We start from the raw sequence: 20,717 nt of genomic DNA, 5'->3' as shown, positions 1-20,717 counted from the left end.
GCTCAAGGCGTCAATCGGACGGTTTCCGGGCGATCCCTTCGGGATGCCGGAAACGAAACAACCGTTGCCAGGGAAGACGCGGCCCTGGGAGCGGTCCGCGCGCTCAGAAGTAGCCGATCGGGAAGTAGCGCAGATAGAGGTCGGTATAGACCCCCTTCTCCCACAGCTTCTGCAGCGCCCAGTCGAAGGCGCGCCGCAGCGCCTCGTTGCCCGAGCGCACGGCGATGCCGACGCCCTCGCCGAAATAGCGGCTCTCCAGGAACGGCCCGCCGCGGAAGGCGCAGCAATTGGCCGAGTCGCTGCCATTGAGCCAGAACGCCAGCGCGATGCCGTCGCCGAACAGGAGATCGACCTGCCGCGCCTTCAGCGCCTCCTTGGCGGCATCGAAGCTGGGGAAGGTCTTGAGGCTGGTCTCGGCGAAGAACGCCCGCAGATAGGCCTCGTGCGCGGTGCCGGCGACCACCGCCACGGCGCGGCCGGTGATGGTTTCGGGCCGGATGTCGGTGAGGTCGAAATCGGTGCGGGCGACGAAGCGGGCCGGCGAGCGATAGTAGCGGTCGGTGAAATCGGCCCGCGCCCGGGTCTGCGCGGTGATGGCGAGCGAGGCGATGACCGCATCGCCACGGTTGTCGTTCAGCGCATCGAGCAGCGTGTCGAAGCGGCGCATCTGCACGGTGCAGGCGACCTTCAGCTCCTCGCAGATGGCGCGGGCGAGATCGACATTGAAGCCGGTGGGCGTGCCGTCCGCGCCCTTGAAGTTGAAGGGCGGATAATCCTCCTCGGTGAGGAAGCGGATCAGCGCCAATCGCCCGAGCTCGGGCTTTTCCGGCCGGTGCTTGGGATCCCAGAAGCTCGGCACGCGCACGCCGGTGTCCGCCGCAACCGCCGGCGCGGCCGGACCGGCCAGGGCCGACCCCAACAGCGCCGATCCCACCAGCATCGCCGCCACGCAGACGCCGGCTGCGCGCAGGACTCGCATCAAGATCAACTTACGCGCTCCGCGTTTATCCGCAGTTTCCATCGGCCGCACGCTTACAGACGATTGTGGCAGGCGCAAGCGGGCGGGGGCGCGGTGTCGGCGGAAAATTCAGGGGCGTGGCCTCGGCAGGCACGGCTGGCCGGCCTGCCGGTCGAGCTCGTGCCGATGATCGGCACGCTGCCGCTCGCCACGCTGTTCGATGCCGCAGCCCGCGCCGAGCGCATCGGCGTCGGCGGCGACGAGGCGCTGGTCGGCGCCGGCATCATCGGGCGCGACGCCTATATGCGGCGGCTCGCCGCCTGGCTCGGCCTGCACTTCGCGGCGCTCGACGGCGCGGACGACCGCCCCGACGACCTGGCGCCGCGGCCGCAGGCGCTGGCCGCCGGGTTCGTGGCGATCCGGCGCACACCGTCCGGCCTGCTGATCGCCGCCGCGCCGCAGGGGCGGCGCATCCGCGACCTGGTGCGGCTGGCGCGCGCGCTGCCCGCCACCGGGACCACCCTGTGCCTGACCTCGCCCGCCCGGCTCGAAGCCTATGTGCTGCGGCGCGCCGGCCGGCGGCTGGCGGAGGCCGCGGCCTTCGACCTCAAGCGACGCGCACCGGACCTGTCGGCGGCGGTCCGCCGGCGGCGGCGATATCTGCCGGCGGCGATCGGCGGCGGGATCATTCTTGCCGCGCTGACGGCGGCGGGCGTGGCCGAAGCCGTCGTGCAGATCCTGCTGTCGTTCGTCTTCCTCGGCTGGATCGCGCTGCGCGGCGTAGCGCTGATGCACCCGGACGATGCGCGAGCGCCCCGCCTCGCCTGTCCCGACTGCGACCTGCCGCGCTACACCATCGTCGTGCCGCTCTATCACGAGGCGGCAATGGTGGCGCCGCTGCTCGGCGCCCTCGGCGCCCTCGACTATCCGCCCGAGAAGCTCGACATCCTGCTGGCGGTCGAGGCCGACGACGACGAGACCCTGGCCGCGATCGAGGCGGCGGGCGCGCCGCCGCACGTCCGGGTGGTGGTGTCGCCGGCGCCGGGCCCGCGCACCAAGCCCAAGGCGCTCAACGCCGCGCTGCCGTTCGCCCGCGGCGAGCATCTCGTGGTCTACGACGCCGAGGACCGGCCGGAGCCCGGCCAGTTGCGCCAGGCCGTGGCGGCGTTCCGCAAAGGCGGGCCGGCGCTCGCCTGCGTGCAGGCGCGGCTGGCGATCGACAATGCGCGCGACGGCTGGCTCACCCGTTTGTTTGCCGGCGAATACGCCGGCCAGTTCGACGTGCTGCTGCCGATGGTCAGCGCCCATCGCCTGCCCGTGCCGCTCGGCGGCACGTCCAACCATTTCCGGGCCGACGTGCTGCGGCGGATCGGCGGCTGGGATGCGTTCAACGTCACCGAGGATGCCGACCTCGGCATCCGGCTGGCGCGGTTCGGCTGGCAGACCGGGCTGATCGCCTCGACCACCTGGGAGGAGGCGCCGCGCCGCCTGCCGGCCTGGCTCAAGCAGCGCACCCGCTGGTTCAAGGGCTGGATGCAGACCTGGCTGGTGCACATGCGCCAGCCGCGCCGGCTGCTCGGCGAGCTGGGCCTCACCGGCTTTCTCGCCTTCCAGCTGATGATCGGCGGCAGCGTGCTGTCGGCGCTGGTGCACCCGCTGTTCGTGCTGGTGCTGGCGCTGCAGGCGGCCCGGGGGGGCGCCGCCGCCAGCGACGCAATCGGCGTCGTGCTCACCGGGCTCGCCGTCGCCACCTTGACGTTCGGCTATCTCACCTCGGCGGCGCTGGTGCTGGCCGGGCTGGCGCGGCGGCGGCTTCTGTCCATCGGCTGGGTGGCCGCCACCATGCCGGTCTATTGGCTGCTGCTGTCGGCCGCGGCGTGGCGGGCGGCCTGGCAGCTCGCCGTCGATCCGTTCCGCTGGGAAAAGACCGAGCACGGCTTCGCCCTGACCTCGGTGCGAACCAAGCCCGCGCCGCAGGAGGCACGCACGCGCGACAAGCGCCGGATCGGCGACGACGCGCTGGCCCAAAAAGCCGGCTAAATATCACGCCGGCGCGGCGATCCGGCCGTTCCGGCCGGCCACCTTCTCGACATTGCCGATGAACAGCCGGGCGCTGGCCTCCCAGCTATGGGCCAGCGCATAGTCGCGGCAGCGCTGGCGCGGGATGTCCAGCGCCGCGAGGCAGGCGCGCCGCAGATCCTCGTCCAGCACGCCGACCGGCGCGTCGCCGATGGCGTCGAGCGGACCGGGCACCGGAAAGGCGGCGACCGGAACCCCGGCGGCCAGGGCCTCCAGCATGACATTGCCGAACACGTCGGTGCGGCTCGGGAACACCAGCACGTCGGCGCAGGCATAGTGCGCCGCCAGCTCCTCGCCGTCCTTGGCGCCGACGAACCTCACCTCGGGATAGCGCCGCTCCAGCGCCGTGCGCGAGGGCCCGTCGCCCACCACCAGCTTCGAGCCCGGCAGATCGAGATCGAGGAAGGCCTCGACGTTCTTCTCGACCGCGACGCGCCCGACATAGAGGAACACCGGGCGCTTGAGGCCGAGGTCGGCGCCGGGGCGCGGCCGGAACAGATCGGCGTCGACGCCGCGGGTCCAGCGCATGACATTGCGGAAGCCGCGCGCCTGCAGGTCGCGCTCGAAGCTCGCGGTGACCACCATCACCCCGCCGCCGGCATTGTGGAACCAGCGCAGCGCGGCATAGGTGAGGCCCTGCGGCACCGGGGCGCGGGCGGCGATGTATTCGGGAAACTTGGTGAGATAGCTGGTGGTGAACGGCCGTCCCGCCTCCAGGCAGGCGGCGCGGGCGAGAAAGCCGAGCGGCCCCTCGGTGGTGACGTGGACGTGGTCGGCGCCCGAGTCCCGGATGCGCCGCGCCACCGACGACGGCCGCGCCAAGGACAACGGGATCTCGGGATAGAAGGGCAGCGGAACCGTGGAGAATTCCTGCGGTGTCAGGAACTCGAAGGTGACGCCCAACCGGGCTGCGGCGGCGCTGGTCTGTTGGAGGGCCCGAACGACGCCGTTGCGCTGCGGTTGCCACGCATCCGTCGCAACCAAGATCTTCATCGGGCCGCCCCTCGCATCCGACTCGCCGGCTCCGGTGTGGCTGACGCCGATGCCGTGGTCAACCCGATGCGCCTGCGTCATTCCGGTCCGCGTGCGCCGCAGGCGCGGGCACGAAACCAATCAGACGATGCACACGCAGATCGCAACCGTGCACTGGCGTCCTTCGTTGGTGCCGCAGCTCATCCGGTCGGCTGCGGCCTTCGGCCTGCTGCATCCGACCGGGCAGGACACCACCGGGCAAGACACGACCGGGCAGGACACTAGGCGGCAGCCCGCGCCGGCGCCGCATCGGTCTCGGCTTCCTCGTCCGGCTCGGCCGACGCCTCCGCCCGCGTCGTCCAGGTGATGATCTCGAACCGGCCATCCGCATGCTCGGCCACCGCCGTGCAGCTTTCGACCCAGTCGCCGCAATTGATGTAGTGCGTGCCATGCTGGTCGGTGATCGCCGCATGGTGGATATGACCGCAGATCACGCCGTCGACCTGATGGCGCTCGGCCTCGCCGGCCAGCGTGGTCTCGAACTCGCCGATGTAGTTGACCGCGTTCTTGACCTTCAGCTTCGCCCACTGCGACAGCGACCAATAATTGAGGCCGAACAGGCGGCGCACGCGGTTGACATAGGTGTTGACACCGAGTGCGAAGACATAGGCCCAGTCGCCGAGCAGGGCGAGCCAGCGGGCGTGCCGCACCACCATGTCGAACACGTCGCCATGGATGACCAGATAGCGCTTGCCGTCGGCCGTCTCGTGGATCGCGGTCTCCTGCACCTCGATGCCGCCGAAATGCGTGCCGTAATAGTCGCGCAGGAACTCGTCGTGGTTGCCCGGCAAATAGATGATGCGGGCGCCCTTGCGCCCCTTGCGCAGCAGCTTCTGGACGACGTCATTGTGCGCCTGCGGCCAGTACCAGCCGCCGCGCAGCCGCCAGCCATCGATGATGTCGCCGACCAGGTAGATGGTGTCGGCATCGTGGTGGCGGATGAAATCGAGAAGCAGGTCCGCCTGGCATCCCTTGGTCCCGAGATGGACATCGGAGATGAACAGCGACCGGAAGTGCCGCGCGTCTGCCATGGTGTCTCACGCACCCCGTGCTCCGTCGCCGGAGCCTGATCTGCGGACACATAGCGTGACTCACATCACGGAATTATGACGCCGCTGCATCGCAGCAGTCCGCCGCCGTCGGCGCGCAAATAGAATGCTTGGCCCGGAACGTTGCATCAGAGCAACAGATGCGACCGAATTGTCACGCCTTCCTCGGCTCGAACTTGCACGCCCGGGATGGGCGACGCAAGATCGGGCTGCTCGCGGCCCCGCCGCCCTCAACGACTTGGTTCCCATCATGAAGCTCTGCCGCCACGGCCCGCGCGGCCGCGAGAAGCCTGGTCTTGTCGCGCCCGACGGCACCATCCGCGATCTCTCCGGCGTGCTGGAGGATCTGACGGGCGTGGCGGATCTCGCCGGGGCGGCGCTGGCGCCGCGCAACCTCGCCAAGCTCCGAAAGGTCAATCCGGAGAAGCTGCCCAAGGTGTCGAGCCGCGCGCGCATCGGCGCCTGCGTCGGCGGCACCCGCAACTTCATCGGCGTCGGGCTGAACTATGCCGACCACGCCGCCGAGACGCACGCCGAGGTGCCGAAGGAGCCGATCCTGTTCAACAAGGCGCCCTCCTGCATCAACGGCCCCGACGACGACGTGATGATCCCCAAGGACTCCAAGAAGACCGACTGGGAGGTCGAGCTCGCCGTCGTCATCGGCGCCAAGGCGCGCTACGTCGACGAGAAGGACGCGCTGAAGTTCGTCGCCGGCTTCTGCATCTGCAACGACGTCTCCGAGCGCAGCTTCCAGACCGAGCGGTCGGGCCAGTGGATGAAGGGCAAGGGCTGCGAGACCTTCGGCCCGCTCGGGCCGTGGCTCGTCACCCCCGACGAGATCAAGGACGTGCAGAACCTCGACATGTGGCTCGACGTCAATGGCGAGCGCATGCAGACCGGCTCGACCCGCACCATGGTGTTCGGCGTCGCGGCGCTGATCTCCCACATCAGCCACTTCATGGTGCTGGAGCCCGGCGACGTCATCACCACCGGCACGCCGCCCGGCGTCGGCATGGCCAAGAAGCCGCCGAAATATCTGCGGCCCGGCGACGTCATCTCGCTCGGCATCCAGGGGCTCGGCATGCAGTGCCAGAAGGTGGTGGCGTGCGCGTGAGGTGAGGGGCCCTGTCGCCGCGTCGTCCCGGGCAAGCGGCGAAGCCGCGCGACCCGGGATCGCCCGACGTTCTCGGTTCTATCCTGCGTACGGTCCCGGCTCGGCGCCGGCTGCTTCACAGCCCGCGCCGTCCGGGACGACGTGCCGGCGATCACATCCTTCCACCCTTGGATCGCCCACCTTGAACCACAGCGCCGCGAACGCCGGCAGGAACACCAGCGTCAGCACCGTCGCCATGGTCAGGCCGCCGATCATGGCGTAGGCCATCGGCCCCCAGAACACGTTGGTGGTGAGCGGGATGAAGGCCAGCACCGCGGCGAGCGCGGTCAGCACCACTGGGCGGGCGCGCCGCACCGTCGCCTCCAGGATCGCCTCGCTCATGCTTGAGCCGTTCGCCAGATCCTGGTCGATCTGGTCGACCAGGATCAGCGTGTTGCGCATGATCATGCCGCCCAGCGCGATGACGCCGAGAATGGCGACGAAGCCGAACGGCTCGCGGGCGATCATCAGCGCGCCCACCGCGCCGATCAGCCCGAGCGGGAAGGTGACGAACACCAGCACGGTGCGCGAGAAGCTCTGCACCTGGATCATGATCAGCACCAGCATGGCGACGACCATCAGCGGGAACACCGCAAACAGCGCATCATTGGCGCGGGCGCTCTCCTCATAGGCGCCGCCCGCTTCGATGCGCACGCCGGGCGGCAGCGGCTTCATCTCGGCCGGCAGCCGCTTGAGGAGATCGGCGGTGACGTCCGGCCCCTGCACGCCGGGCGCGACGTCGGCCCGCACGGTCAGCACCATTTCGCGATTGCGCTTCCAGATGATGGGATCCTCGGCGCCGTAGACGACGCGGGCCACCTGGCTCACCGGGATCGCCCGGCCGTCGCGCGAGGCCACCACGAGATCGTCGATGCGCTCGAGCGCCGTCCGGTCCTCGGGGGCGGCGCGCAGCATCACCGAGACCTGCCGCGTGCCCTCGCGCACCTGCGTCGCCTCATAGCCCGACAGCAGCATCTGCAGCGCCAGCGCCACGTCGCTGGTGTCGAGCCCGAGCAGCCGGGCGCGATCCTGGTCGACCTTCAGCTCGATGGTCTTGGCGCGCTCGCCCCAATCGAGATCGACGTCGCGGGTGCGGCGGTCGGCGCGCATGACGTTGCGCAGATCCTCGGCGGTGCGGCGGATGTCGGCAAGCTCGGTGCCGGAGACGCGGAACTGCACCGGATAGCCGACCGGCGGGCCGAGCTCGAGCCGGCTGACCCGCAGCGTCGCCGCGCCCTCCGCCTGCCCGGCCTGCTGCAGCAGCTTGGCGTGCACGCGCTCGCGGGCCGCCTCGTCCCGGGTCTGGATCAGCACCAGCGCGTAATTGGGATTGGGCAGCGTCGGATTGAAGGCGAGGAAGAAGCGCGGCGCGCCGGCACCGATGAAGGTGGTGTACCACGCGACATCCGGATCGTCGGCGATCAGCGCCTCGATCCGTCGCGCCTCGGCGTCGGCCAGCGCGAACGAGGCGCCCTCCGGGCCGCGCAGTTCGGCCAGCAGCTCGGGGCGCGTCGAGGACGGGAAGAACTGCTGCGGCAACAGCTTCAAGCCGATGCCCGCGCCGACCAGCAGCAGCAGCGTCGCCGCCACCACCATGCGCTTGCGGCGCATCGCCAGGCGGATGATGCGGCGCAGCCGCTCGTAGGCCGGCGTCTGGTAGATCGCGTGCTCGTCATGGCCGAACCGCTTCGCCTTCGCCTCCAGCGATTTCGGCAGCAGGTGCAAGCCGAGGAACGGCGTGAAGATCACCGCCACGAACCACGAGATGATCAGCGCGATCGCGATCACCTTGAAGATGCCGCCGGCATATTCGCCGGTGGAGGAGGCCGCCAGGCCCACCGGCAGGAAGCCCGCCGCGGTGACCAGCGTGCCGAACAGCATCGGGAACGCGGTCGACTCCCAGGCGAAGGTTGCGGCCTTCGCGCGCTCCCAGCCCTGCTCGATCTTCACCACCATCATCTCGATGGCGATGATGGCGTCGTCGACCAAAAGGCCCAGCGCCAGGATCAGCGCGCCGAGCGACACGCGCTGCAGATCGATGCCGAAGGCGAGCATGGCGGTGAAGGTGCCGGCCAGCGTCAGCGGCACGGCAAGCGCGACGATGACGCCGGTGCGAAAGCCCAGCGACAGAAACGACACGACGAGGACGATCGACACCGCGACGGCGAACTTGAACAGGAATTCGGAGATCGCCTCCTCGACCACCTCGGCCTGGTTGGTGACCTGCGACAGATCGAAGCCCACCGGCAGTTCGCGCCGCAGCGCGTCCGCCGCCGCCGCCAGGTGCTCGCCGAGCGCGATGACGTTGGCGCCCGTCTTCATCGCCACTGCGAGCCCCAGCGCCCGCTCGCCGGTCTTGCGCACGCGAAAGCTCGGCGGATCCTCAAGACCCGCCGACACCTCGGCGATGTCGCCCAGCCGCAGCGCGCGGCCGTTCGCCGCCACCGGCACCGCCTTCACCGCCTCCACGCCTTCCAGCGCGCCGGTGACGCGAAGCGTCACGCGCTCGCTTCTGGTGTCGTAGAATCCGGCCGGCACCACCGCATTCTGGCGCGACAGCGCCTCGATGATCGTCTGGGGGGTGAGGCCGAGCTGGGCCAGCTTGGCGTTGGAGATGTCGACGAAGATGCGCCGCGCCTGCTCGCCGATCAGCTCGACCTTCTCGACATCGGGCACGCGCAAGAGGCCCATGCGCGCGCGCTCGGCGGCCGCGACGAGATCGGCCTCCTTGGCCTCCGGCGCGATGAGCGTGAACACCGCGATATAGACGTCGGAATATTCGTCGTTGAAGGACGGGCCGATCACGCCGGCCGGCAGGTCGCCCTTGATGTCGCCGACCTTCTTGCGCACCTGGTACCACAGCTCGCCGACATCGGCGGGCGGCGTGTCGTCGCGCAGCACCACCTGCAGCGCCACGAAGCCGGGGCGGGTGTAGGTCTTGACGTAGTCGAGCGAAGCCAGCGTCTGCAGCCGCCGCTCGATGGGATCGGCGACCTGCCGGTTCATCTCGTCGGCGGTGGCGCCCGGCCACACCGCGGTGACCACCATCACCTTGACGGTGAAGCTCGGATCCTCGTTGCGGCCGAGCTTGGTGTAGGACCACGCGCCGGTCGCCGCCAGCACGACGATGAAGAACAGCACCAGCGCCTGATGGCGCACCGCCCAGGCCGACAGGTTGAAGCGGGACATGCGGATCTCAGTTCAGCTCGGAGATGCGGATCGGCATCGTGGCGTCGAGCCGGTGGACGCCGAGCACCACCACCTTGTCGCCCGGCCTGAGATCGCCGCGCACGGCGGCGCGCTCGGCGCCCAGCCGTTCGATCGACACCTCGCGCTCGACAAGACGTCCCTTGGCCTCGTCGGCCACCCACACCATCGCCTGGTCGCCGCGCCACCACACGGCGGTCGACGCGACCTCGGCGATCTCGGGGCCGCCCTGCGGCGTCGGCGCCGGGGTGACGGCCACCTGCGCGGTGATGCCGAGCGGCAGGCCGTCGCCGGCCGCGTCGAGCGCAAAGCGAGCGAGGAAGGTTCGGGTCACCGGGTCGGCCTCGGGCGACAGCTCGCGCAGGCGGGCCGAAACCGTGCGGCCCGGCATCGCCCAGAACGTCACCAGGGCCTCGCCCGTGCCGAGCGCCGGCAGGCGGCTTTCGGGCACCGCGACCACCGCCTCGCGGGCGGTGCCGGTGGCGAGCGTCAGGACGGCCCGGCCCTCGGCCACCACCTGCCCGGGCTCGGCGGCGACGCTCATCACCACGCCGTCGGCCTCGGCCTTGAGATCGGTATAGGCCAGCCGGTTGGCGGCGATCTCGCGCTGGCTGTTCGCCGCGTCGAGCCGCTCGCGGGCGGCGCGGGCGGTGGTCACCGCCTGATCGAGCGCGGCCTGCGAGGCGTGACCCTTGGCGGCAAGATCGCGGGAGCGCACCTCCTGGGCGGTGGCACGCTCCATCTCGGCCTCGGCGGCGCGCACATCGGCCTCGGCGGCGCGCAGCGCCAGCCGGTAGTCCTCGGCCTCCAGGCGGGCCAGCACCGCGCCGGCCGCAACTCGCGCGCCGGCATCGACCCGGCGCTCGGCGATCTTGCCGGGCACGCGGAACGCCATCGGCGTCTCGTGGCGGGCGCGCACCGTGCCGGTGAGGGTGAGGGCGGATTGCAGCGGCACGAGCTGGACGGCCTCGACCCGCACGGTGCGCGGCGGCTCGGCCGTCTGCTTGGCCTTGCCGTCGGTGCAGCCGGCCGTCGCGAACGCAAAACCAATCGCGACGGCGGGCGCCAGCCAGGGCATGAGCTTCGCAAGGCACGAAAGCGTCCGGAGCGGGGGCCTCTGGAGCGGGGGCTTTGCGGGGATCCGGCACGGCGGCATGACAGAGCGCTCCCTCATCGGCCCGGCAATCTATATGATAACTGACGATTGTCAATAACCGTCACTGCTCATATATGGGACAGGTCGCTGCACCATGCCGATCCTGCGTTGACGCCCTTTCGGGCGCTCAGCAGAGTGTCGGGCGAGACGGTTTCCGAAGGCTGGGTGCGCGAACGTGGCGTGCCGGGAGCCGCCTTCCTTCCCTCTCCCCTTGCGGGAGAGGGTGCCGAGCGATCGAAGCTCTTGAGTTGTCGCATTCTCTTCCGCAAAACCGGTATCCACTTTTGCGGAGAATGCTCTAGATCGCGAGGCGGGTGAGGGGTGACATCGAGTGGGCTTGAAGAAACCCCTCACCCGGCTCGACCTCGCCTTGCTCGGTCTCGCCACCCTCTCCCGCAAGGGGAGAGGGAAGAGGGGAGTCGGTCCGCCTGGGACCGCAGGAGGAGGTTGGCCGTGGGCCGATCCGTTGCATCGCGTGACGACGACCAAAGCGCGCCGCTGCGCTCGGGCGGCGACACGCCCGAGGCGCGTGACACCCGCGCCCGCATCGTCGAGACCGCCGAGCGGCTGTTCCGGCTCTATGGCTACCAGAAGACCACGGTGGCCGACATCGCCCGCGAACTCGGCATGTCGCCGGCCAATGTCTACCGCTTCTTCCCCTCCAAGGGCGCGATCAATGAGGAGGTGGCGGCAAGCCTCGTCAACCGCCTGCTGGTGACCGCCCGCGCCATTGCCGCCCGCCCGGAGCCGGCGACCGCAAGGCTCGCCAGCGTCGTGCGCACCGTCCACGTCCAGAGCTGCGCGCTGTTCCTCGACGACCGCAAGATGCACGACATGGTGGCGGTGGCGATGGATGAGAACTGGCGCGTGGTGCAGGACTATATCGATGCGTTCGTCGCCATCGTCGGCACCATCCTGGCCGAGGGCGCAAGCCGCGGCGAGTTCGCCCCCGACGCCGCCGCCAGCGCCAAGCCGGCGTTCGGCGCCTTCGCGGCGTTCTTCCACCCGCAGCTCATCGAGCAGTGCCTGCGCGAGCGCGAGGAGGGCGACCTCGACCAGATGCTGCGGCTGGTGGTGCGGGGCCTGGGCGGCGACCCGGCGCGCATTCCGGCGGGGTGATACGAAATCCGGCCGATCAGGCCGGAGTTTCGTATTCCGGTCGCCGAAAAATCCTCGTCGGTTCAAGGATTTTTCGGCGAGACCGTTTCCGGTATCCCGAAGGGATCAACCGGAAACCGTATAACTCGTCATCCCGGGCAAGCGGCGAAAGCCGCGCGACCTGGGACCGTAGACAAGAAGAAGCGCGAAATCCCCTCACGATCCCGGCTCTCGCTGACGCTCGGCCGGGACGACGAGGAGGCCCCTTATACGGTTTCCGGTTGATCCCTTCGGGATACCGGAAACGGTCTCGTCGAAAATCCCTTGTTCGATAACGGGATTTTCGGCGATCGGAATACGGCTCGAAGGCTTGATCAGCCGGAAACCGTATTATTCCATCACCGCCGCCTTGAGGATGCACACCATGGTGGCGTGGGCCGGCTCCGACCCGGCATTGCGCACCACGTGGCGGCGGTCGCAGCGGTAGCGCAGCGTCTCGCCGGGGCCGGCGCGCTCGACCACGTCGCCGATCTCCACCTCCATGACGCCCGAGATCACCGACAGGCATTCGACCGAGCCGCGCTGGTGGCCGTCCGATTCCAGCACGCCGCTCGGCTCGGCGACGAGGTCGTACCACTGCAGCCATTCGACGGTCTTGATCCAGCCGATGATGGCGAGCCGCACCTTGCCGTCCTCGGACACCAGGAGCGGCGTGTCGCCCCGGCTCAGCGTCTCGATGAAGGGCTGCTCCTCGGAGGAGGCGAGAAAGCGCTCGATCGACACGTCGAGCGCCTGCGACAGCCGCCAGATGGTGGCGAGCGTCGGGTTGGTCTCGTTGCGCTCGATCTGGCTGATGATCGACTTGGCGACGCCGGACTGCTCGGCGAGGTCGGACAGCGACAGGTTGTAGGCCTTGCGCAGGCGCTGGACGGTCTTGCCGAGCTGGCCGGTGAGCTGCTGCGCGCCCTCGTCAAGCCCCGTGCGGAAAGCACCTCGTCCCGGCATGTCTCATCCCCCGGCCCGGCCCAGACCACGCCACAGGTTCTTGTTTTGCCGCATTCTCTTTCGCAAAACCGGTTCCCACTTGTGCGGAGAATGCTCTAGCGGGCGGGCCGCTGCGGCGCAACCAACCGCTTGATGCCCTCACCACCACGCATGAAAATGGTGCGTCGGCCCGCGGCCGCGGCCGATGGCCAGCCGGTCGCCGGCGGCGATCGCCTCCGTCACATAGTCCTTGGCGGCCACGACCGCCGCGTCGAGCGCCAGCCCCTTGGCGAGGCCGGCGGCGATCGCCGAGGACAGCGTGCAGCCGGTGCCGTGGGTGTTGGCGGTCGCCACCCGCGGCCGCGCCAGCCGGACGATGCGGCCGGGCTCGACGAGCAGGTCGACGGCGTCGGGCCCGGCGAAATGGCCGCCCTTGATCAGCACCGCGCGCGGCCCCATCGCCAAAATCGCCTGCCCCTGCGCCGCCATCGCCGCCTCGTCGGCCGCCACGGCCGCGCCGAGCAGGGCGGCTGCCTCGTGCAGGTTGGGCGTCGCCACCAGCGCCCGCGGCAGGAGCTGGCTCTTCAGGGCCTCGATCGCCTCGGGCGTGATCAGCCGATCGCCCGAGGTCGCCACCATCACCGGGTCGAGCACGACGTTTGCCGCCTGCCAGCGGTCGAGCCCGGCCGCCACCGCGGCGATGGTCTCGGGGCGCGACAGCATGCCGATCTTCACCGCGCCGACCGCGAGATCGGCGAACACGCTGTCGATCTGGGCGGTGACGAAATCGGCCGGCACGTCGAAAATGCCCTGCACGCCCAGCGTATTCTGGGCGGTCAGCGCGGTGATGACGCTGGCGCCGAACACGCCCAGCGCCGAGAACGTCTTGAGATCGGCCTGGATGCCGGCGCCGCCGCCGGAATCCGAGCCCGCAATGGTGACGGCGATCGCGGTCATCGCGCCCCCCGCGCCTCTTCGATTGCCCGGCGGATCGCCGCGACCGCCACCGCCGGATCGGCGGCCTTCGCCACCGCCGAGATCACCGCCACGCCGTCGGCGCCGGCGCGGATGACGTCGCCGGCATTGGCGGCATCGATCCCGGCGATCGCCACGACCGGCAGACCGGCCTTGCGCGCCCTGAGGCCGGCGATGCGCTCAGCAAGGCCGGCAAGCCCCAAAGGCGGCTCGGGATTGTGCTTGCTGAGAGTGGCGAACACGCCGCCCACCGCCGCGTAGTCGACGGCGCCCAGCGGCAGGGCGGCGGCGTGCGCGGCGGTCTTGACGCTCTGGCCGATGATGGCGCGCGGGCCGAGCAGGCGGCGCGCCGTCGCCGGGTCCATGTCGTCCTGGCCGAGATGGACGCCATCGGCGCCGGCCGCCATCGCCACGTCCACCCGGTCATTGACCAAGAGCGGCACGCCCAGCGGCGCCAGCGCCGCCGTCAGCGCCCGGGCCAGCTCGATCGCCGGGCGAATGGCGCCGCGCTTGTCGCGAAGCTGGATCAGCGTCGCCCCGCCCGCCGCCGCGGCGCGCGCCAGCGCCACCGGGTCGTGGCCACAGGCCTGGTCGGGGTCGATGAGGACGTAGACGGAGAGATCGAACCTCATGCCGGGTCTCTCATTGCCGGGATCCTCATGGCTTCACGTCGAGCGGGCCGGCGACCTTGGCGCGGGTCGCCAGCGTGTGGCGGTCGAGAAGATAGACGGCATCGATCAGCCGCGGCACCAAGGTGCCGGGGCCGCGCGCCCCGGCCGCCGCGATCTCGCCGGCAACGCCGAGCGCCAGCAGGCCGGCGCAGGCGGCGACGAACGGATCGTCCTCCACCGCGAGGCAGGCGGCGATCAGCGCCGTGCCGGCGCAGCCCACCGCGGTCGCCCGCGCCATCAGCGGATGGCCGTTGGCGATGGCCGTCCGCTTGGTGCCGTCGGTGACGATGTCGGTCGGCCCGGTCATCGCCAGCACGGTCAGATTGTCGAGGGCGAAGCGGTCGAACGCCGCCGATTCGACGTCCTCGACGTCCTGGCCGGTCAGCGCCGCGACCTCGGCGCGGTTGGCGCGCACCACCTCGGGCTCGCGGGCCGCGAGGTCGCGGGCGAAGGCGGCCCGCGCGGCGGAGCGGTCGCAGAACACCGGATCGAGCACCCAGGGGATGCGGCTCTCGTCGGCCTCGTCGAGCGCGATCAGCGCCGCCTGGCGCCGGGCCGCGTCGAACGTGCCGAGATTGACCAGCAGCGCATCGGCGCCCGACACGAAGGCCGTGACCTCGTCGGCCGAGATGGTCAGCGACGGCACCGCGCCCACCGCCAGCAGCAGGTTGGCGGTCAGCACCTGGGCTGCGGTGTTGGTGATGCAGTGGACGCGCGGGGCGCGCTCGCGCACGCGGTCGAGAATGTCGGCGGCGGTGTTCGCCAGCGGCCGGGCGTTCATGCGCGTCCTTCCGCCGGCAGCGATTCGGCCGCCAAGCGGCGGTGCCTGATGTTCATCCCGGAGTCCCTCCCCCGGCATGCCCGGTCATGGGTTCGGCGGGTCGGCCGGCGGGGATCCGCGCGGCCCGTCAGTCCCTAGTGGTCCGATCCCGCGGACGCAAGTCAACCCGCGGGGCGTCATCCGAAGGGGACGCCGATCCAGGGAGACCTCGGTGCCTGGGACGGCGCCCGCCCTCGCGCCGCTTGCGCTGGCGGGCCGGCTGTGGTGCTGTCGCGCAACTCGCTGGAGCTTTCCGATGATCCCGTTCTTCGTTCAGATCAAGTGCCACCTCGGCCGAGCCTATGACGTCGCCAACGCCCTCGCCGACGCCGAGATCGCCTCGGAGATCTACTCCACCGCCGGCGACTATGACCTGCTGGTGAAGTTCTACGTCCCGGCCGGCACCGATATCGGCCATTTCGTCAATGAGAAGGTGCAGCTCATTGCGGGCATCCAGGACACCAAGACGATCATCACCTTCAAGGCGTTCACCGGCGCCCGGTAAGGCTTGCGCCCGGTAAGGCTTACGCTGCGGAATGGCCGCGCGGCGAAAACCCGCGGAGAAGACCCGCGGAGAAGACCCGCGGCGGCAGGTGCGGCATCGATGTCGTCAAATTGACATCCCACCGTCTTGCGGGCGACGCACTCGCTCTCCATATTGCATCCATCGGCGGCGCATTAAGTTGCGACGCTGGTGTACGGCCACGCTGAGGGCAGATGACGCCGGATGTACGCGCATCAGCCTTAGCGTTGGCCGTCTTCATTTGTGAGCCTCGGCTTCGCTGTAAACGTCGGCTTCGTTGTAAGCGCCGGCTTGGTTTGTGGGTGGCGGCGTCGTTTGCGATTGCCGGCCTCGTTTCTGGGCGTTGAGGGCTTTCTCCTCGTTTGGCCGGGTCATCCCGGCCATTCGCGTCTTCGGACGCCGCCGTGCCCCGGCCCTGGTACCCGACCCGCCTGTCCCGGCCCGACCCGCCTTCGCAAGTCCCGAGAGCTTGCCACCGGGCGAACCTTTGCGCCGGGCGAATCCTTGCCGCAGCGCAAATCCTTGCCGCCGGGCGATTCGGCGCCCACTTCTCCATCGACACACCGATGGAGAGCGATTTGCCCGATCCCGACTTGTTCGATCCCGACTTGCCCGATCTCGACTTGTTCGATCCCGCGCGGACGCCGAACCCGCTCCTCGCCGACTGGTCCACGCCGTTCGGCCTGCCGCCGTTTTCGGCGATTCGCCCCGAGCATTTCCCGCCGGCCTTCGAGGCCGCCCTCCAGGCCCACCGCGCCGAGATCGAATCGCTCGCCGCCGACCCCGCGCCGCCCAGCTTCGAGGCCACGCTGCTCGGCCTCGAATCGAGCGGCCGGCTGCTCACCCGCGTCGCGAACGTGTTCTTCAATCTGAGCAGCGCCGACACCAATCCGGCGCTGCAGGCGATCGAGCGCGACATCGCGCCGAGGCTCGCCGCCCACCACGCCGCCATCTTCACCGACGCCCGGCTGTTTCAGCGCATCGACGCGCTGGAGGCCGGCAAGGACCGGCTGGACGCGGAAGCCCAGCGCCTGCTGCAGCGCACCCGCCTCGCCTTCATCCGTGCCGGCGCGAGGCTCGACCCCGCCGGCAAGGCCCGCATGGCCGCGATCGTCGAGCGGCTGGCGACGCTGGGCACCCAGTTCGCCCAGAACCTGCTGGCCGACGAGGCGGCCTGGACGCTGGTGCTGGACACCGACGACGACCGCGCCGGCCTGCCGGATTTCGTCATCGACGCAGCATTGCGGGCCGGCGCCGAGCGCGGCCACCCCGGCAAGGCGGCGATCACGCTGTCGCGCTCCTCGATCGAGCCGTTCCTCACCTTCTCGACCCGCCGCGATTTGCGCCAGCAGGCCTATGACGCCTGGATCCGCCGCGGCGAGATGGGCGGCGCCACCGACAACCGCGCGCTGGTGGCCGAGATGGTGGCGCTGCGGCTGGAGCGGGCGCGCCTGCTCGGCTACCCGACCTTTGCCGCCTACAAGCTCGACGACACCATGGCGCGGACGCCGCAGGCCGTGCGCGCGCTCCTGGAGGAGGTGTGGGCGCCGGCCAAGGCCCGCGCGCTGCGCGAGCTCTGCGACCTGCAGCGCCTCGCCGAGCAGGAGGGCTTCAACGGCACCATCGCCGGCTGGGACTGGCGCCACTATGCCGAGAAGCTGCGCAAGGCCCGCTTCGACCTCGACGAGGCGGCGACCAAGCCCTATCTGCCGCTCGACCAGGTGATCGCGGCGGCGTTCGACACCGCGTCCCGCCTGTTCGGCCTCGCCTTCACCGAGCGGACCGACGTGCCGGTCTATCATCCCGATGTGCGCGCCTTCGAGGTGACGCGGGACGGCCGCCACGTCGCGCTGTTCCTCGGCGACTATTTCGCCCGGACCTCCAAGCGCTCGGGCGCCTGGATGTCGAGCTTCCGCACGCAGGAGAAGCTGAAGGGCGACATTCGGCCGATCATCGTCAATGTGATGAACTTCGCCAAAGGCGAGCCGGCGCTGCTCTCCTTCGACGACGCCCGCACGCTGTTCCACGAGTTCGGCCACGCGCTGCACGGCATGCTGTCGGACGTCACCTATCCCAGCCTCGCCGGCACCGACGTCGCCACCGATTTCGTCGAGCTGCCCTCGCAGCTCTACGAGCACTGGCTGTCGCGGCCGGAGGTGCTATCGGTGTTCGCCCGCCACCACGCCACCGGCGCACCGATGCCCGAGGAGATGATCGCGCGCATCAAGGCGGCGCAGACCTTCAACCAGGGCTGTGCAACCGTGGAATATGTCGCTTCCGCGCTGGTCGACCTCGCCTTCCACGAGCTGACCGACACAGCAGCCCTCGATCCGCTGGCCTTCGAGGCGAAGGAGCTCGCCCGCATCGGCATGCCGGCGGAGATTTCCATGCGCCACCGCACGCCGCACTTCGCCCATGTGTTCACGGGCGACGGCTACTCGGCCGGCTATTATTCCTATCTGTGGAGCGAGGTGCTGGACGCCGACGCGTTTGCCGCCTTCGAGGAGGCCGGCAACGTGTTCGACCCGGCGACCGCCGAGCGGCTTTCCCGCTTCATCTACGCCGCCGGCAACCGGCGCGACCCGGCCGAGGCCTATATCGCCTTCCGCGGCCGGCTGCCGACCACCGCGGCGCTGCTGAAGAAGCGCGGGCTGGATGAGGCCGCCTAGAGCATCCGCCGATCCGGCAGATGCTCTAGGCTGTTGAATTGTCGCATTCTCTTGCGCAAAATCGGTTCCCTCGTTTGCGGAGAATGCTTCAGGGGAAGATCGTCGTCCCGCGCAAGCGCGCTGAGCGCGCGCGACCCGGGACGACGCCGAGCGAGGCGATCCATTCTGACGACGGTCCCGGGTCCTCGCTCCGCTCGGCCCGGGACGACGAGGCGACCAGATGAAGCGTCTCAGTCCGCCTCCGGCCGGGCGCGCAGGCGCTTGACCGCGCCGGATTTCGCCTTGGCCTCCAGGCGCCGCTTGACCGAGCCGGCGGTGGGCCGCGTCGCCCGCCGCCGCTTGGGCTCCACCGCCGCCTGCCGGATCAGCTCGACCAGCCGCGCCAGCGCGTCGGCGCGGTTGGCCTCCTGGGTGCGGAAGCGCTGGGCGCTCAGCACCACCACGCCGTCCTTGGTGGCGCGCCGGCCGGCGAGCCGCAGCAGCCTTGTGATCACCGGCGCCGGCAGCGAGGGCGAGCGCAGCGCATCGAAGCGCAGCTCGACCGCGGTCGCCACCTTGTTGACGTTCTGGCCGCCCGGCCCCGCCGCGCGCACGAAGGTCTCCTCGATCTCGCGCGGATCGAGCGAAATGGTGGCGGTGACCGGGATCATCGGGGCAAAGATCAATCGCAATCGGGTCCGTCGAGGAACGGGTTGGTCGCGCGCTCCTCGCCGATGCTGGTGGCCGGGCCGTGGCCGGGCAGGCAGACGAGGTCGTCGCCGAGCGCGAACAGCTTGGTCTTGATGCCGGAGATCAGCTGGGCGTGGTCGCCGTAGGGAAAGTCGGTGCGGCCGATCGAGCCGCGAAACAGCACGTCGCCGACCAGCGCGAAGCGATCCTTGGCATCGACCAGCACCACGCTGCCCGGACTGTGGCCGGGCACGTGGAGCACGTCGAACACCAGCTCGCCGACGCTGACGGTGTCGCCGTCCTTGAGATAGCGGGTCGGCGTCACCGGCCGGGCGCCGGCGAGCCCGTACATGTTGCCCTGGGTGGTGAGGGCGTCGAGCAGGAACTGGTCGGCCTGGTGCGGCCCCTCGACCGGCACGCCGAGGGAGTCGGCCAGCTCGGCGGCGCCGCCGGCATGGTCGATATGGCCGTGGGTGAGCAGGATCTTGTCGACCGTGACGCCAAGCTCGGCCAGCGCCTCGCGGATGGTGTCGAGATCGCCGCCGGGATCGACCACGGCGGCATGGCCGGTCGCGGTGCACATCACGATCGAGCAGTTCTGCTCGAACGGCGTCACCGGCACCACCGCAACCTTGAGGGCGGGCGTCGAGTCGGAGGAGGTCATCGGGCGCCTTTCTGCGACGGAGGAAGCCCTTCCGTGTCGCAGTCCGGCAGGCCGGCGGTCAAGGGCGATTCGGCGGCCGAACCTGTGCGCTCAGTCCGCCTCGGGCGGCACGATCAGGCCGCGCGGGGTGACCACCACCATGCGGCCGTCGCGCTTCTCGATCGCCACGACCCGGCCGAGGCCGGGCAGCGGCGAGCCGACGCCGACCTCGAACATGCCGCGCCGGCCTTCCACCAGCGCCGTGCCGTCGGCGGCCTCGCGCAGCACCCAGCCGGCGGCGACCGGCCGCTTCGCCGGCGCCGGCTCGACCGGGCGGATCGGCTGGGCAGGCGGCGGCTCGACGCTCGGCCGCAGCGACAGCGAGGCGGTGACGATGTTGGGCGAGGGCAAAGCGGCGGTGAGCGCGGCCTTGGCGGCGGTGGCGATGCGGCCGTCGAGGCCGGAATCGAGCGTCGCGAGCTGGCTCGCGACCTCCGCCTGGGCCTGCTCGGTGCGTTCCAGCCGCTCGACGATCCGGCCGAGGCGGGCGTCGGTCGCCTGCGCCTGGCCGTCGGCGGCGGCGACGCGGGCCTGCACCTCGGCCAGCGCGGCGGCGAGCGTGGCCATGTCGGCGCTGGCGCGCGGCTGGCTGAGGATGGTCCAGGTCAGGGCGCCGGTGGAGAGTGCGAGCGCCAGGGTGGCGGCGATGAGGGCGACCCGCCCTTCGGTCGGCGCGCGGCGGTTCTTCGGCACGGCGGCCGGCCGCCGCGCCCGGCCCGGCGGCGGCAGGCGGAGCTCGACCATCGGGGCGGTCAGCACGTGCGGAGCGCGCGGCTCGCAGGGCGGATCCTCCGCACCCTCGGCGGAGGCCGGCGATGTCCCCGGCGCCTCGGCCGGCGCAACCGCGCGCAGCCCGACATAGCCTTCCTCGGAGACCACCGGCGTCACAGTCCCGGAGTCGGCCGCAGGTAGGATCTGGATGTACTCCTTGTACATGCCCCGCCGCTTGCTCATGGCGCCCTTCCACCGGA

The 20,717-nt window shown here is 70.5% G+C and carries 17 protein-coding genes; 5 read left to right on the top strand and 12 right to left on the bottom strand.

Annotated elements, in window-relative coordinates; translation table 11 throughout:
• Positions 1-103: 103 nt before the first annotated feature.
• Positions 104-979, bottom strand: a complete 876-nt coding sequence (locus tag F1193_RS05555; protein ID WP_150096693.1) for a transporter substrate-binding domain-containing protein — start codon at positions 977-979, stop codon at positions 104-106.
• Positions 980-1,072: 93 nt separating this feature from the next.
• Between F1193_RS05555 and F1193_RS05550 the strand changes: the two genes are divergently transcribed.
• Positions 1,073-2,998: a glycosyltransferase gene (locus tag F1193_RS05550; protein WP_150096692.1), complete on the top strand. Its 1,926-nt coding sequence runs from the start codon at positions 1,073-1,075 to the stop codon at positions 2,996-2,998.
• A gap of 3 nt (positions 2,999-3,001) precedes the next feature.
• On the opposite strand, the gene F1193_RS05545 is transcribed toward F1193_RS05550, so the two are convergent.
• Together F1193_RS05545 and F1193_RS05540 are read right to left on the bottom strand one after the other, a co-directional pair.
• On the bottom strand, positions 3,002-4,030 hold the full coding sequence (locus F1193_RS05545; RefSeq protein ID WP_150096691.1) for a glycosyltransferase family 4 protein: 1,029 nt from the start codon (positions 4,028-4,030) through the stop codon (positions 3,002-3,004).
• A gap of 260 nt (positions 4,031-4,290) precedes the next feature.
• The gene (locus F1193_RS05540) at positions 4,291-5,100 is read right to left on the bottom strand and encodes a UDP-2,3-diacylglucosamine diphosphatase (RefSeq protein WP_150096690.1); all 810 of its coding nucleotides are present in this window, start codon (positions 5,098-5,100) and stop codon (positions 4,291-4,293) included.
• Between the two features lie 268 nt (positions 5,101-5,368).
• On the opposite strand from F1193_RS05540, the gene F1193_RS05535 reads away from it, so the two are divergent.
• A complete protein-coding gene (locus tag F1193_RS05535) occupies positions 5,369-6,232 on the top strand; it encodes a fumarylacetoacetate hydrolase family protein (protein WP_150096689.1) in 864 nt (287 codons plus the stop codon).
• Positions 6,233-6,310: 78 nt separating this feature from the next.
• On the opposite strand, the gene F1193_RS05530 is transcribed toward F1193_RS05535, so the two are convergent.
• Both F1193_RS05530 and F1193_RS05525 read right to left on the bottom strand, forming a co-directional pair.
• Positions 6,311-9,460, bottom strand: a complete 3,150-nt coding sequence (locus F1193_RS05530) for an efflux RND transporter permease subunit (RefSeq protein ID WP_150096688.1) — start codon at positions 9,458-9,460, stop codon at positions 6,311-6,313.
• A gap of 7 nt (positions 9,461-9,467) precedes the next feature.
• Positions 9,468-10,556 carry an efflux RND transporter periplasmic adaptor subunit gene (locus F1193_RS05525; protein WP_170263403.1) on the bottom strand — a complete coding sequence of 363 codons (1,089 nt, stop codon included), beginning with the start codon at positions 10,554-10,556 and terminating at the stop codon, positions 9,468-9,470.
• A 531-nt stretch (positions 10,557-11,087) separates the two neighbouring features.
• Between F1193_RS05525 and F1193_RS05520 the strand changes: the two genes are divergently transcribed.
• Positions 11,088-11,753, top strand: a complete 666-nt coding sequence (locus F1193_RS05520; RefSeq protein WP_170263400.1) for a TetR/AcrR family transcriptional regulator — start codon at positions 11,088-11,090, stop codon at positions 11,751-11,753.
• A gap of 369 nt (positions 11,754-12,122) precedes the next feature.
• Here F1193_RS05520 and F1193_RS05515 read toward each other — a convergent pair whose 3' ends face one another.
• The 4 genes from F1193_RS05515 to thiM form a co-directional block, all read right to left on the bottom strand.
• On the bottom strand, positions 12,123-12,737 hold the full coding sequence (locus F1193_RS05515) for a helix-turn-helix domain-containing protein (protein WP_150096685.1): 615 nt from the start codon (positions 12,735-12,737) through the stop codon (positions 12,123-12,125).
• A gap of 138 nt (positions 12,738-12,875) precedes the next feature.
• Positions 12,876-13,673: a bifunctional hydroxymethylpyrimidine kinase/phosphomethylpyrimidine kinase gene (gene thiD, locus F1193_RS05510; RefSeq protein WP_150096684.1), complete on the bottom strand. Its 798-nt coding sequence runs from the start codon at positions 13,671-13,673 to the stop codon at positions 12,876-12,878.
• Positions 13,670-14,323 carry a thiamine phosphate synthase gene (gene thiE / locus F1193_RS05505; protein WP_150096683.1) on the bottom strand — a complete coding sequence of 218 codons (654 nt, stop codon included), beginning with the start codon at positions 14,321-14,323 and terminating at the stop codon, positions 13,670-13,672. The genes thiD and thiE overlap by 4 nt, the downstream gene beginning before the upstream one ends.
• A gap of 25 nt (positions 14,324-14,348) precedes the next feature.
• Positions 14,349-15,143 (bottom strand): hydroxyethylthiazole kinase, encoded by a 795-nt coding sequence (gene thiM / locus F1193_RS05500; protein WP_150096682.1) that lies wholly within the window; start codon positions 15,141-15,143, stop codon positions 14,349-14,351.
• 295 nt (positions 15,144-15,438) lie between these two features.
• On the opposite strand from thiM, the gene F1193_RS05495 reads away from it, so the two are divergent.
• Together F1193_RS05495 and F1193_RS05490 are read left to right on the top strand one after the other, a co-directional pair.
• Positions 15,439-15,687, top strand: a complete 249-nt coding sequence (locus F1193_RS05495) for an Lrp/AsnC ligand binding domain-containing protein (protein ID WP_150096681.1) — start codon at positions 15,439-15,441, stop codon at positions 15,685-15,687.
• Between the two features lie 584 nt (positions 15,688-16,271).
• On the top strand, positions 16,272-18,374 hold the full coding sequence (locus F1193_RS05490; protein WP_150096680.1) for a M3 family metallopeptidase: 2,103 nt from the start codon (positions 16,272-16,274) through the stop codon (positions 18,372-18,374).
• A 230-nt stretch (positions 18,375-18,604) separates the two neighbouring features.
• On the opposite strand, the gene arfB is transcribed toward F1193_RS05490, so the two are convergent.
• The 3 genes from arfB to F1193_RS05475 all read right to left on the bottom strand — a co-directional run bounded on the left by arfB (position 18,605) and on the right by F1193_RS05475 (position 20,700).
• Positions 18,605-19,024, bottom strand: a complete 420-nt coding sequence (arfB, locus tag F1193_RS05485) for an alternative ribosome rescue aminoacyl-tRNA hydrolase ArfB (RefSeq protein WP_150096679.1) — start codon at positions 19,022-19,024, stop codon at positions 18,605-18,607.
• Between the two features lie 11 nt (positions 19,025-19,035).
• Positions 19,036-19,707, bottom strand: coding sequence for an MBL fold metallo-hydrolase (locus tag F1193_RS05480; RefSeq protein WP_150096678.1), 672 nt, complete (start codon positions 19,705-19,707; stop codon positions 19,036-19,038).
• A 90-nt stretch (positions 19,708-19,797) separates the two neighbouring features.
• Complete coding sequence (locus tag F1193_RS05475) at positions 19,798-20,700, bottom strand: hypothetical protein (protein ID WP_150096677.1); 903 nt, start codon at positions 20,698-20,700, stop codon at positions 19,798-19,800.
• Positions 20,701-20,717 lie beyond the last annotated feature (17 nt).

Source organism: Blastochloris sulfoviridis (assembly GCF_008630065.1).
Lineage (GTDB): Bacteria > Pseudomonadota > Alphaproteobacteria > Rhizobiales > Xanthobacteraceae > Blastochloris > Blastochloris sulfoviridis.
This window is presented reverse-complemented; position numbering and strand designations above follow the sequence as displayed.

Bases quoted from the DNA above. Each gene is read 5' to 3' on its own strand.
- arfB (WP_150096679.1), bottom strand. From the start codon at position 19,024: ATGATCCCGGTCACCGCCACCATTTCGCTCGATCCGCGCGAGATCGAG.
- F1193_RS05490 (WP_150096680.1), top strand. From the start codon at position 16,272: ATGGAGAGCGATTTGCCCGATCCCGACTTGTTCGATCCCGACTTGCCC.
- F1193_RS05545 (WP_150096691.1), bottom strand. From the start codon at position 4,030: ATGAAGATCTTGGTTGCGACGGATGCGTGGCAACCGCAGCGCAACGGC.
- F1193_RS05530 (WP_150096688.1), bottom strand. From the start codon at position 9,460: ATGTCCCGCTTCAACCTGTCGGCCTGGGCGGTGCGCCATCAGGCGCTG.
- F1193_RS05515 (WP_150096685.1), bottom strand. From the start codon at position 12,737: ATGCCGGGACGAGGTGCTTTCCGCACGGGGCTTGACGAGGGCGCGCAG.
- F1193_RS05540 (WP_150096690.1), bottom strand. From the start codon at position 5,100: ATGGCAGACGCGCGGCACTTCCGGTCGCTGTTCATCTCCGATGTCCAT.
- F1193_RS05495 (WP_150096681.1), top strand. From the start codon at position 15,439: ATGATCCCGTTCTTCGTTCAGATCAAGTGCCACCTCGGCCGAGCCTAT.
- F1193_RS05475 (WP_150096677.1), bottom strand. From the start codon at position 20,700: ATGAGCAAGCGGCGGGGCATGTACAAGGAGTACATCCAGATCCTACCT.
- thiE (WP_150096683.1), bottom strand. From the start codon at position 14,323: ATGAGGTTCGATCTCTCCGTCTACGTCCTCATCGACCCCGACCAGGCC.
- F1193_RS05555 (WP_150096693.1), bottom strand. From the start codon at position 979: ATGCGAGTCCTGCGCGCAGCCGGCGTCTGCGTGGCGGCGATGCTGGTG.
- F1193_RS05535 (WP_150096689.1), top strand. From the start codon at position 5,369: ATGAAGCTCTGCCGCCACGGCCCGCGCGGCCGCGAGAAGCCTGGTCTT.
- thiD (WP_150096684.1), bottom strand. From the start codon at position 13,673: ATGACCGCGATCGCCGTCACCATTGCGGGCTCGGATTCCGGCGGCGGC.
- thiM (WP_150096682.1), bottom strand. From the start codon at position 15,143: ATGAACGCCCGGCCGCTGGCGAACACCGCCGCCGACATTCTCGACCGC.
- F1193_RS05480 (WP_150096678.1), bottom strand. From the start codon at position 19,707: ATGACCTCCTCCGACTCGACGCCCGCCCTCAAGGTTGCGGTGGTGCCG.
- F1193_RS05525 (WP_170263403.1), bottom strand. From the start codon at position 10,556: ATGCCCTGGCTGGCGCCCGCCGTCGCGATTGGTTTTGCGTTCGCGACG.